The organism is uncultured Eudoraea sp. (assembly GCF_947258525.1).
Taxonomy (GTDB): domain Bacteria; phylum Bacteroidota; class Bacteroidia; order Flavobacteriales; family Flavobacteriaceae; genus Eudoraea.
Map to the genome: position 1 here is coordinate 1 of NZ_CAMYIP010000152.1, position 12207 is coordinate 12207.

Sequence of the window (12207 nt, forward strand, 5' to 3'; positions counted from 1 at the left end):
CGCTTCCGCATGATTAAAAGCATAGGTGAGTTTTAAGCCCTGATTAAAAAATGTCTGGGCCATTTCTTTGGATGTAGAAATAGGGAAAGTAAGATTTCCGAGGTTTTCAAATAATGGTGAAATCTGTTGGGTGGTATCCACATCTTCCAATAAATATTTTGCTACGGTACATTTGATTGAATAAAAGGACGCTTTTTGGGAATGGTCCAAGTTTTTTTCACCTTGTTCAAGTGGTAAAAAATAGACAATTGCCATTAGCCCAATTCCCAGAATTAGAAATATTGATTTTGTTTTCATGATTGTTCTTATTAGTGTTTATGGCTTTCCTTATAATGTTCTTTCAGAAGGTCGCGCCCAAAATCATTTGTAAGATCCCTTACAGCGGTATGAACGTGATTGGCATTATTCTGAGTATTGTCATATTCTATTAAAATTACGGGGTTTTGTAATCTGTAGTAATGGCCTTTTCCCGGTACTAAACTTCCTGCCCATGCAAATGAAAGCTGATTCATTCCCGCAGTATTTATTTTATCTAAAAGAGATTGGGAAAATTCTGATTCATAGTTGTCCAAATAGACCATAAGTAACTTTTCTAAAGCTTTTTTTTGATTTTTATTTAAATCTGCATAGGAAATACCAGGCGGATCAAGATTCGTTACAACTTGTTTATTAGTAGTGAAAATTTCTCTCGGAGCTTTTTCAGAAAAAAGAGCTTTGTCTAGCTGTTCTTTTGAAAGGGAGTTTACCATGGCAAACCCTAATTGTGTTTCTAACTTTAAGACCTCTTTGCCTTTTTGCGCTCCTTCCCGGACTATAGCCGGATTGGAACCCAGGAAAGAAGGTGTAGAGGCAACAATCTTGCCACTTGAAGCAACAAAATTAAAGGAAATATGATGTCCTTCAAACCGCCACCCCCAAAACTGCTGGGTTGCCGGATCATTAAAAACACAAAAATGATAATTAAGTGCATCACGACCCGGTGAACCATCCGGCATTTTAAATTTGCCGCCTTCAATCTCCAGCAAAACATCTTCCAGTGCCATGATTTCTTTTGTTTTTCGAAACCCTTCGTTGCTCAATGACGCTCTGAGCAGGGCCATTGCAGCATTTTTTTGCTTTTCATTAAAGTCATGAAAAGTGGGTCCTTTCCTTTTTATCGGTACGAAATGAAAATTAAGGCGTTCCTCGCTATCCATTGCAAAAATTGTCCTTGACTTTAATTCCGGATCCAGAGTGTTTAAAAATTCTGTCGTCAAAGTATTAAGTTCCTGCGAGGATGCAATAGCCATAAAGAGACTGCACCCAAACAGTAAAAAAAATGATTTCAATTTCATTAATCCCTTATTTTAGTAGAGTAGTTTCCATGTTGACTGTATCTGGTAACTTTCCCTGTTTCATCTCTTTCAAATACTATCATCTCACCCGGTTCTTCATCCTTTCTTATTTTTTGAAAATTGTCTCCGTCTACATGCTTCAGGAATGTCATGGATTTGGCAGGAGATTGGGAGGGAAGACGCAGCATAACCAGTTTTCCTTCCCAGCTTGAAATATAACTTTCACTACCCCATGGTTGGTTGCTGTAATAACCGGTATAATCCGTCATATCTTTTTTAGTAGATTCAACTGTTTTACCATTTTTAGTTTCATCTTTTACCTTATTGAGAATGGCATGCATTTCTTTGGCATATTTTGGCATATTTATGTGGATTTGTGCCGTTGGCATTAATCATTACAGTATAAGCCATTTTAGATTTTGGATTTAACTGAATTCCGGATCTATAACCCGGACAACTCCCGCCATGCGAAACCCATTTTGTTCCATCACTACCTTTAGATACTGCAAAACCTAAACCCCAGGTAGTTTTCCAATCAGGGTCGGTCCAGTGCACCTGTTGCATATATTTTAGAGTGGAGGGTTTTATTATTTCAGTAATGGTTGAATCCATTAACCGAAATTGCCAGGAAGCAAATTTTCCCAGATCCAGTACATTAGATGAGAATCCTGCTGCAGCCATAATACCATTTGCCTGGAATAGCTTTACTTTTTTGCGTTGCCCTGTCCTGTCTAAAGAAGAATATCCTATGGCTAATTGACTGCCATATAAAGATTCAGGGAGTTTTGTCCTCGTTTCGTTGAGCTGCAGTGGTTTTAGAATATTCTCTTCAACATAGGTGTTAAATGATATTCCGGAAACCTGTTCTACTATTTCACCCAAAAGCGTAAGACCAAGATTGCTATATTGAAAATAGGTTGATGCAGGATAGAGCGTCTCCTGGTTGCCTAATTCATTTTTGATTTCCTCCTGGCTGGGAAATGGAAAATCCGGACCTGTCCAATAAGGAAAATTGGCCTCTCTTGGCAGACCAGAGGAATGTGTTAATAAGCTACGTACCGTAATGGGGCCGCTTTCTGCATATTTCTGATCCAGATTATACCAGGGTAATAGATCACTCACTTTGTCATCCAGTCGCAATTTGCCTTCATCATATAGCTTCATAATAGCCGTTGCCGTAAATAATTTAGAAATAGAGCAGATACTGCAAATTGTATTAACTTCTGTATCTACATCTGCTTCCACATTTGCCTTACCATAAGCGCCAGACCAAATTATTTCCTGATCCTTGATTATAGCGGCAGAAATACCAGGGAGTTTTTCATAATCTTTTTGGGCATCTAACCAGACTTCGATTATTTTAAATGCTTCGGAAAAGTCCTTTTTTTGCTCTTGTGCATTGATCTGAAGGCAAATGGTAGCTATTAAGAGAAAAAGTTTAAATTTCATATTATTCATTAGTGTTTAGTTGGTCTATAGGTAGTTTGATCATTTAAATTAAGTTGTCAAAATGAAATTCAGATACAATTAAATTTTATTTAAAGCATCCGCTAATATCATTCTACTCTTTCTATGCTGCAGCATTATGGTTAATGAAGCCTATTAAGGTAATGATTATATTAGGAAATTCCCCTGATTATTTTCCTTTTAAATTGGATAAGAACTCCACTAAATCCCTTAATTCCCTTTTCGACAATACCGTTCCCATGGCAGGCATAGCCGAAGGCATATTTTCTCTTTTCTTTATTCTCGATACTGCTATTTCCATAGGTTCTGCATCTGAAGTACGAAGTATTATTTCCTCCTTGTTTTCTGCTGCAAGGACCCCTGCTACTACCTGTCCATCCTTAAGGGTCAATACCACAGAACCATAACCAGGGGCCAATCTCGCGCCGGGCTCTATAAGGGATTCCAGTATTTCCTCTCTGCTTAGTACATTCGCGATATTATCCATAGGAGGACCTACTTTCCCGCCTGCACCTGCCAGAGCATGGCATCTTACGCACTGTGCCGCTGAATTATTCCTGAAGACATTCGCCCCGGCTCGCCTGCTACCTCCATAAAGAGCTTCTTGGTAGGAATCAACAGAATACCCACTGCTTTTAAGTTTACTTAAACCGGCAATAAGGTCTTCCGATTCAGTTGATTCCACAGCCTCAATCAGATCCAGAATCACTCCCGGATTTAATTGATTGTTCCCTGCTTTTTTAACCAGATTCATCAATGCATCGCGACTTTGATCCAGGGGCATCTCTGTTAATGCATCTATCATGCGCTGCTGCTCCCTTAGAGATCCATTTTTAAAAATTGGACCTATTATCGCAGGCAATTCATTTTTAGGGATATTTAATTCGGGTATTAGCCCTACAGCGGCTGCTCGGACATTCTCATCCATATCCTGCATCCCAGTTTTGACGACCAATGTAATATCATCATCACCCAATTCTCCTAAAGCGTCTATCATGGCAACTCTTACCTCCGGACTCCGGTCCTTGTTTAGAATAGATTTTAGTTGAGCATTGTATGTCGATATTCCAAGGGTTCCCAGGATTTTTGAAGTGCCGATAAGAATATTGGGATCCTTGTCCTCTAAGAATATTGGAATATCTCCCTGTATTTTTTCTTTTACAAAATTTGAATCCCTAATTATTTCCCCTCTGTAACGCCCGTCTACCCTGTCTAATACAGAAGGTGACGCCCAGGTACCTATGGCTGCCAGGGCTTCTCCGCGAAGATCACCAGAGATATCTAATCTTTTTGCAAATGAAATTAGCATGTCTAATTCATCCTCACCGCCAACTCTTAAAGCTGCATTGATGCTTCTTCGCAACAATGGTTCCGATGTAAATCTTTCTTCTGTCAGAAGATTTGCCAGTGCAGGCATGGCTTCCGGAATTGACCAGTCGTCATTGATGGCACGTGCTGCTTCAGTAACTATATACTCGTCATTGTCCTTTAAAAACAATGCTACTTCTTCATTTTGTAACCTTCTTAAAACCAGAACCGAGGCTATTCGTAAGCTTCTTTCCGGGCTCTCAGATAAAGCAACTATGGGCTCAATTTCACCTATACGGCTTAGTGCCAGAACCCCGGCATGACGTAAATAGACATCTTCATCATTATTAGCGGCCAGGAAATTAATTAAAGGCTGAACAGCATCTTTATATTCTATTCTTCCCAAAGCTTGTGCAGCAAAGAAACGCACTCGTTCGTTTTCGTATTCCAACAAAGGAATAAGTTTTTCTCCGGCCTGCTTATATTTTACATCTCCAAGAATCTTTGCTGCCTGAGCTATAATTTCCGGATCCTTGTCATCCAATAAATCCAATAAAGGTTCTGCCTTCCTAATATTATCCGAAGCAATCTGGCCTATTCCCCAGATTGCATGTATTCTTGCGAATTGGTCTTTATCTTCCAGAATTACTTTTTTTAAGGCTTTATATCCCCAAAAAGTTCGTTCTGCAAGTTCAAATTGAGCTTTTTGCCTTATGCGCATATCCGGATAGGCCAATAGCGCCGTAAGTTCATCAGCCGACAGATCTTCATAGACTTCAGTCATCAGCCTTTGTGTCTCTTGTCTTTGTGCCTCCAGGTCATTTTTTGAATCCGCTACATCCAACTTCCATACCCTTCCATAATTTTTAGTTCCCCAGCCATTTATCCAGTCAGCAAGATATAGTGCACCATCCGGACCAAATTGTAAACCCGTAGGTAAGACTCCACTTAAAACATCTAATTCTTTGTCCAGCTCAAAAGAGGCCCCTTTTGGTTTTAAGTTGAAGGACCAAATATGCGAGCGCCCCGGATCTCCAACAAATTCAACCAAAAAGAATTTATTCAACCAGTCCTTGCCCAGTGCTGTGCCAGGGTTAAAAACCATCCCTGTAGGGCCATTATGGTAATTGGCAATTGGAGGAATTATATAGGCCGCTTGTCCTTCCCAGCGGGGGAGGTATAGTTTTTCATCCATCCACACTTTATAGCTATTGTTCTTGGGATCTGTATATTTTCCATATTGCCAATTAGCCCTCCATCCGGCATCAGAACCTTCAACAATATGAACAAGGCGTTCACTTTCTCCTCTATGATCCCCATCATTATCTGAAGAAATTAAATTGCCATAGGCATCAAAAACAAATTCATGTGTATTTCGAAGTCCCCTTGCAAATACCTCAAAATCAGTACCGTCAGGATTGCATCTAACGATCATACCCTGATTGGGCAAGTGGTGTGTTTCTCCTTCTACCGTGGTTATACTAGCTCCAATATCACCAATTCCCCAATAAATTTTACCATCGGGCCCTTCTATTGCGCCTGACATGCCGTGGGCTCCGAACCCAATATGAACAGCGAAACCATGTGCAATGGAAGTTTTTGTATCCATAACACCATCACCATTGGAATCCTCAACACGCCACATATCAGGACCAATACCAACAAAAATATCATTGTCGCGTACTAATAAAGCACCTGCGACATCTGTAATTTCTTCATTAAAATCTTCCAAAATACGTGTAGAAACATCTGCAACACCATCCTTATCCGTGTCTTCCAGTTTCCATATTTCATCTTTTTCAACCGTTAGATCCTTCCAATCGTGAATACTATCATTATTCAGATCCGGAAACCATTCATTCTCTTCACTGCGTTCCGGGGCAAATGTTTTTCGTAAAAACGCACGCCGGTCTTCTACGGTTTGCAAACTAATTGAAGCTGTCATCCAATCCTGATGTCCCCTAATATCAAATTCAGAGTTTTTTTGCCGGTTCGTTCTGGTTAGATATACATTGCCTTCATCATCAATGTCAATGGCAATTGGATCTGGTGCCAATGAATCTGATGCCCATAAGTCCAGGGTTAAACCATCCGCTAATTTTGGTGATATATACTCCTGACTTGCATCGGCTATCATTGTTGCCGATAAAGAATCGAGTGAATAAGTCAAGGGGGTTTCCTTTGGTATTTTTGACTTTTGACTGCAGGAGTGTATCAAAAAACCTACTACAATTAATGCGATTAAATAAGATATGTGCTTTTTTGAAATCATTGTTAATAAAGTAACTGATTATAGTTAAAGAGGTTTATTTTTTAGTGGGTATGGAACAAAGAGAATTAATATGATTGTCTAAGTTATTTAGTGTTTGTGCAAGTATTTTAATTTGCTCCTGGGCTTCCTGCCATTCTTTTTGCTCGATGGCTTCTCTAACCCCGGGTAATGTTTTAACCCCATAACCTGTGTAGAAGCCGGGCGCATAAATCTGATGTTTATACCACGGTCTCCTCGGTAATCCGGAGTCAGTGGTTAATGCTAGTTCCGAATGCATAAGTAGCTTATTCAATTTTTCTAGTTCACTATCGGAGAGTGAATTAAAATTAATAGAATTGAACCTGACAATCGAGGCTTGGAGTCTGATCATACTATTTTGTATTGGCGTAAAATCCAGATAAGGGATAGCTTCTTTTTTCTTAGGTTCAACAAAGGGTTTAGTAGGGTCCGCAGCCAGATAAAATGCATTTTCTTCCTTCAATTTGTTGTGCTTTTCTACTTCTTTTCGCATACTTTCACATGACTTCATTACTTCTTTAAGGTAGGTTGCGATGGTCTCCTGTAAGGGATCAAAATTGAAGGGTAAAATATCGGCATTGGCCAGACGCAATACGATCCTGCCGGCTGTATTTGCCAAAGTAGCTCCATAGGCAAAGTCAGGATCCTTAAATCGTTTGTAATGAGGATAAGTATCGTAGATCGTATGATATTCTCCACCGGCATTTTCACCACCAAATCCTAGATTCAGCGAAGCAATTCCCGCATGTTGAATAAATGGGGTGTAATCAGATCCTGATCCCAGGGCATAAAGCTCAAATTTATCCTCCCCGCCATTAATCATATCCCTTGCAATTTTTCTTTCCTTAATAGAAACTCCTTTCTGAGGATCTGTAACCACTTCTGCTACTTCACTTACCATAGTCTGTAATGTATGGGAGCCACCTGCGTTGAAGAAACCCCTGCCATTACCATCAGTATTAATGTATGCTATAGCTTTTTTCTGAAGTTCTTCTTTATGATGTTCCACCCACTCTGTTGAACCAATCAGTCCCGGTTCCTCGGCATCCCAGGCACAGTAGACTAAGGTTCTTCTGGGGCGCTGCCCCTTTTTAGCCAGTTCACCGACTGCTCTGGCTTCCTCCATTAGAGCTACCATACCACTCACAGGATCAGCAGCACCATGAACCCATGCATCATGATGGTTGCCGCGCAAAACCCATTCATCAGGAAATTCGGACCCTTTAAGAGTAGCTATAACATTGTAGGCAGGTTTTAGTTGCCAGTCAAATTCCAGTTTTAAATGCACTTTTGCCGGCCCCGGTCCAATATGATAGGTAATTGGTAATCCTCCCCGCCATTTGTCAGGTGCCACTGGTCCTTCAAGGGCTTTTAGTAATGGTTCCGCATCTTCATAGGAAATAGGTAATACAGGTATTTTTGTTATTGTAGGCGCATCTTTTCGGTTTAATCTCTCGGCCTCCGGGGTTGCTCCATAACCCGGTGTAAGAACATCTCCCGGATAAAGTGGCATATCCATTACTGATCCTCGTTGCACACCGGTTTTATTTTTAAATGCCCCTTTTGGATAAACATCACCGGGAACATACCCATCATCCTTAGGATCTGAATAAATAATACAACCAATAGCACCCTTTTCGGCGGCTAGTTTAGGTTTTATTCCACGCCAGGATCCGTAATATTTGGCAATTACTATCTTACCTTTTACATCTATTCCCAATTTGTCCAATGCTTCATAGTCTGCAGGTATCCCGTAGTTAACGAATACCAGTTCAGACTCAACCTCGCCATCTGTAGAAAATGCATTATAACTGGGCAATAACTCATCTCCCTGAGCTGTATATGCATCGCCCTCAACTGGCACCGCTTTTAATTTAGCTTTGTAGGTTGTGGGTTCTGTCAATTCCAGAACCCTGACTTTTGGGTAGGGGAAGAGGACCTGGTAGGTTTCTATTTTGGCATCATACCCCCAGGATTTGAATTGCTTTAACATCCATTCTGCCAGTTCTTTTCCATATTCGGTACCTACATAATGTGGCCTGGCTGCCATTTTCTTCATCCATGAATCTAAATTCGCGGTAGATATTTTTGATTCAAAAGCCGTTTCCAGATCGAGTTGTTTTTGTACATTTTCAGGTTTAAACCCTTTAATGTTCTGTGCATTCAGGGATACAAAAAGAAGGATCAAAAGAAATGAGAGGTATTTTTTATGCATATTGGTTTTTGTCATAATATAATGCGTTTGGACCGGCTATTCTAATTCTATCTTATCAAGATATAATTCAAAATCTTCCTTTTTTTTATTTCCAATTAAAATTGCAAACTGCTCCAAATATTCCCCGGGATAATTAGGAAGATCTAATTTATATCCCCGAAATGACGGGGTCATTTCTGAGAAAAGAATTTCCAGAGTCTGCCATTCTCCATTAGTCTTAACATAAGCGATATATGAATAATAATCTGAAATACCGGTTTTAACCCTTATCTGATATTGCTTACCATCACCCTTAAGGCGCAGTTTGATTTTCTTGTAATTCTTTACTGATTTAGATTCCAGATTGTAACGAACAGAAGAGAAACCACCATTATTTTCCAGAGATACGTACCCCTTAAAAAGAGCATGACCGTCATCGCTTAAAGAGAAGCTACCTTTTGAAAGCCCTCCCATTACACCATCATTCACCACTATCCAGTTTTGAATATTGCTATTTTCAGAGAAATCAAAAAGGACAAATGGTTTAGACATCGTGAATATGAAAATTAATAATATTAAGTATCTCATAAATACCGGATTTGGGTTTTCGTCCTATTGGTTTAAATAAGAAGAATTTATTTTAATTGTAGCTCCTTATATTCTTAATTGTATTTTTTGTCTGAAACAATTTCGTTTCAGATAGCAAGAGATCATTTTCTAAAAGTAATGATAAAAATAAATTCAATTATTCTAAATTATAACTGTATTTTATCAATTTTTACTTCTATATAAACAGAATGGGAGCCCTGTTAGTACTTGTTAGTATCAGCTTAGCTTTCTAACGATAAAAATCTCTGCAACAATAATATTAGGCACCCAACATAACCAGGCAATAATCTTATAAGCCGGAATAAATTCAATGCTCAGAAGCCCAGTAAATAATGGCAGATAAAGACGAAGTGTAACAGCAGCAAAACACAGCGCATAACTTCTTATCATCCAGCGCTGGTGTGCATCAATATCTATTTTTTTTATGCTCGTGTAGGCATTTGATGTAGTATAAAGCCATAATAGGGCTAATCCCGCAAAGCCAAGCGAGGGGATAATTCCACCAGTGGCAAAAAAAGCAATCCCCAATCCGGCTAAACCACTTAGTAAGACTGCTATAACATAAATTTTCCCCAATGCCCTGTGCAGCGCCAGTCTTTTTCTTCTTAAGGTTTTGTAAAACTGCGAAAACCCTGTTAGCAAGGCAAGTCCGCCTAAGAAAATATGAGTATAAAAAGCGGTTAAATAAAGTGAACTTCTCAGAAGTGTATCCGATTTGGATCCCAGAAGACTTTCTTCATAGGGTAGACCAAGAAAGCGCAATGGATACAAGCCTATGAAAACCGCAAACAATCCAAGAAAGAAATAGCCTGTTTTGAGGCGTGCTTTTGCTAAATCCATATTTTAAAATTGTTTATGTTTTACGGTCAAAGCCTTATGAATTAAATAGTGCCAAGCTTACGATATTATTGTCAAATTTGCAAAACAATTCATTGGTACCTAATGCATTAACCGGGATTATTTTTATAGTTTTAGCCATGACAATTTATAGTTTTTACTAAAAAAGGAGGAATTATGTTTTATTTTCTAATGGATCTATTGGGTACAGTAGCCTTTGCTATATCCGGAGTCCTTGTGGCCATGGAAAAGCGCCTGGATCTATTTGGAGTGTTTATTATTGCATTTGTCACAGCCGTGGGAGGAGGAACACTTAGAGATTTGCTTATAGGCAATACTCCGGTAGCCTGGATGCTTGAATCTACATATATAGTAACCATTGTGGGTACAGTTATTCTGGCTATTATATTCAGGGAAAAACTCAAATATTTAAGAAGATCATTATTCTTGTTCGATACTCTGGGGATTGGATTATACACTATGGTTGGCATAGAAAAAGGCTTAAATGCAAATCTTCTTCCTGTGATGTGCATCATACTTGGTACCATAACAGCCAGTTTTGGAGGTGTAATCAGAGATATCTTATGTAATGAAATACCGGTTATTTTTCGAAAAGAAATTTATGCCACAGCCTGTGTAATAGGTGGATTGAGCTATTTTCTCTTACGCAAATTACCATTAGATGATGAATACGTTTATCTAGCAGCTATCCTTATTGTTATAGGCATTCGCCTAATGGCAGTTAGGTTCAAAATTGTACTTCCCAGTATCTATAAAAAAACATAATTATTCAACAATTTCTGCTTTGAGAATATAGATATTTTTCATGGGCCAGTCTCCGCTATCAACCGGCATCTGATTAATTTTATCAACCACATCCATACCACTAATAACTTTACCAAAAGGGGTGAAGTCGCCATCTAAATGGTAGGAACCGGGTTTTGTCACAACAATAAAAAACTCATAGGGAGAGGCTAACATATGGGGATTATCTATTTCACTACTGGGCATCGAAATTGTTCCTCTGTGGTGTTTATAACCTTTTCTGGTATCAGGTGGTAAAAGATATCGGCCAATTTCTCTTCTTTTCCTCGAAGTTTCAACGTTGTCTGCATTACCTCCCTGAATAATAAAATCTTTTACAACCCTATGAAACATGGTGTTATCAAAATATCCCTTTTTGGTCAGGTAAATAAAGTTGGCCTTGTGATAAGGTACATTGTCATATAATTGTACCGTAAAATTACCCATACTGGTAGTTAGCTTTACTCTGGTGGTTTTAAGATTTTTTTGGTACTCAAAAAAGAAGTCTATAGCATTATCTTCGGTGAGCACAAATGTCTCTTCTTCTTCTTCTTTAGCTTCAGTTATTGTATCAGTTCGTACTGAATCTTTTTTAACTGCTATTGATTTTTCTACCTTGGTATTTGAAGAAGGAGTTTGCTTGCATGCACCAAAAAAAAATAGTGGTAATATTGCAAGGCAGGTAAATTTTAAATGCGACATGAATTATTCTGATTTTGCATTACAGGTATCAAAAATAAAAAAACTACCTCTTCCGGGAACATCTTCTCATTATAAAATGGCGCCTCAAATTCGTATTCAGGAATTAGAAGCTATGAAAGAGAGGATCGCAAACCCGAAAAAGGCGGGTGTTGTTGCTTTGTTTTATCCTGATGAAGGCCAGTTAACGAATCTATTACTTATCCTCCGAAATACGTATCCCGGGATACATTCCAATCAAATTGGATTTCCCGGAGGTAAGGCCGAAAAAAAGGATAAAAATTTGATGGAAACAGCTTTGCGGGAAACCCATGAAGAAGTTGGGGTAAGGCCAGAAGATATTAAAATAATCAGGTCTTTAAGTGAAATTTATATACCGCCAAGTAATTTTGAGGTACGACCTTATCTGGGTTTATATGATAAAAGATACCCTTTTGTAAAAGATGAAAATGAAGTAGAGGAATTGGTTGAGGTACCCCTTCTTGATTTTATGGATGATTCTAAAATGACGACCCAGATTCTTACTACCTCTTATGCAGATAATATTGAGGTACCAGCCTTTAAACTAATGGGTTATACAGTTTGGGGGGCTACGGCTATGATGCTTAGCGAAATCAAAGAACTTTTCAAACAAGTGTTGTAAAGCATATTTTGTAGTTTTGTAG

General features: G+C 38.8%; 10 protein-coding genes and 1 pseudogene. 2 read left to right on the top strand and 9 right to left on the bottom strand.

What is annotated here, in order from left to right:
- From Q0X89_RS10950 to Q0X89_RS10985, 8 genes and pseudogenes are all read right to left on the bottom strand, one after another.
- Positions 1-297 (bottom strand): annotated as a pseudogene (locus tag Q0X89_RS10950) (hypothetical protein); the annotation flags it as partial.
- 11 nt (positions 298-308) lie between these two features.
- Complete coding sequence (locus Q0X89_RS10955; RefSeq protein WP_297694056.1) at positions 309-1334, bottom strand: DUF3500 domain-containing protein; 1026 nt, start codon at positions 1332-1334, stop codon at positions 309-311.
- Positions 1334-1696, bottom strand: a complete 363-nt coding sequence (locus Q0X89_RS10960) for a DUF3471 domain-containing protein (RefSeq protein ID WP_297694058.1) — start codon at positions 1694-1696, stop codon at positions 1334-1336. The genes Q0X89_RS10955 and Q0X89_RS10960 overlap by 1 nt, the downstream gene beginning before the upstream one ends.
- Positions 1656-2783 (bottom strand): serine hydrolase, encoded by a 1128-nt coding sequence (locus tag Q0X89_RS10965; RefSeq protein WP_297694060.1) that lies wholly within the window; start codon positions 2781-2783, stop codon positions 1656-1658. The genes Q0X89_RS10960 and Q0X89_RS10965 overlap by 41 nt, the downstream gene beginning before the upstream one ends.
- 187 nt (positions 2784-2970) lie before the next feature.
- A complete protein-coding gene (locus Q0X89_RS10970) occupies positions 2971-6279 on the bottom strand; it encodes a HEAT repeat domain-containing protein (protein ID WP_297694062.1) in 3309 nt (1102 codons plus the stop codon).
- Positions 6280-6415: 136 nt separating this feature from the next.
- Positions 6416-8629 (bottom strand): M28 family metallopeptidase, encoded by a 2214-nt coding sequence (locus tag Q0X89_RS10975; protein ID WP_297694064.1) that lies wholly within the window; start codon positions 8627-8629, stop codon positions 6416-6418.
- 21 nt (positions 8630-8650) lie between these two features.
- A complete protein-coding gene (locus Q0X89_RS10980) occupies positions 8651-9181 on the bottom strand; it encodes a CIA30 family protein (protein ID WP_297694066.1) in 531 nt (176 codons plus the stop codon).
- Between the two features lie 237 nt (positions 9182-9418).
- Positions 9419-10042 carry a DUF2306 domain-containing protein gene (locus Q0X89_RS10985; RefSeq protein ID WP_297694067.1) on the bottom strand — a complete coding sequence of 208 codons (624 nt, stop codon included), beginning with the start codon at positions 10040-10042 and terminating at the stop codon, positions 9419-9421.
- 174 nt (positions 10043-10216) lie between these two features.
- Between Q0X89_RS10985 and Q0X89_RS10990 the strand changes: the two genes are divergently transcribed.
- Positions 10217-10825, top strand: coding sequence for a trimeric intracellular cation channel family protein (locus Q0X89_RS10990; RefSeq protein ID WP_297694069.1), 609 nt, complete (start codon positions 10217-10219; stop codon positions 10823-10825).
- Here the strand turns inward: Q0X89_RS10990 and Q0X89_RS10995 are convergent, their stop codons facing one another.
- Positions 10826-11545: a peptidylprolyl isomerase gene (locus Q0X89_RS10995; RefSeq protein WP_297694071.1), complete on the bottom strand. Its 720-nt coding sequence runs from the start codon at positions 11543-11545 to the stop codon at positions 10826-10828.
- Between Q0X89_RS10995 and Q0X89_RS11000 the strand changes: the two genes are divergently transcribed.
- On the top strand, positions 11544-12185 hold the full coding sequence (locus Q0X89_RS11000) for a CoA pyrophosphatase (protein ID WP_297694074.1): 642 nt from the start codon (positions 11544-11546) through the stop codon (positions 12183-12185). The two genes, Q0X89_RS10995 and Q0X89_RS11000, sit on opposite strands and share 2 nt — an antisense overlap.
- Positions 12186-12207: the final 22 nt, after the last annotated feature.

Bases quoted from the DNA above. Each gene is read 5' to 3' on its own strand.
- Q0X89_RS10980 (WP_297694066.1), bottom strand. From the start codon at position 9,181: ATGAGATACTTAATATTATTAATTTTCATATTCACGATGTCTAAACCA.
- Q0X89_RS10965 (WP_297694060.1), bottom strand. From the start codon at position 2,783: ATGAAATTTAAACTTTTTCTCTTAATAGCTACCATTTGCCTTCAGATC.
- Q0X89_RS10995 (WP_297694071.1), bottom strand. From the start codon at position 11,545: ATGTCGCATTTAAAATTTACCTGCCTTGCAATATTACCACTATTTTTT.
- Q0X89_RS10955 (WP_297694056.1), bottom strand. From the start codon at position 1,334: ATGAAATTGAAATCATTTTTTTTACTGTTTGGGTGCAGTCTCTTTATG.
- Q0X89_RS10985 (WP_297694067.1), bottom strand. From the start codon at position 10,042: ATGGATTTAGCAAAAGCACGCCTCAAAACAGGCTATTTCTTTCTTGGA.
- Q0X89_RS10990 (WP_297694069.1), top strand. From the start codon at position 10,217: ATGTTTTATTTTCTAATGGATCTATTGGGTACAGTAGCCTTTGCTATA.
- Q0X89_RS11000 (WP_297694074.1), top strand. From the start codon at position 11,544: ATGAATTATTCTGATTTTGCATTACAGGTATCAAAAATAAAAAAACTA.
- Q0X89_RS10960 (WP_297694058.1), bottom strand. From the start codon at position 1,696: ATGCCAAAATATGCCAAAGAAATGCATGCCATTCTCAATAAGGTAAAA.
- Q0X89_RS10975 (WP_297694064.1), bottom strand. From the start codon at position 8,629: ATGACAAAAACCAATATGCATAAAAAATACCTCTCATTTCTTTTGATC.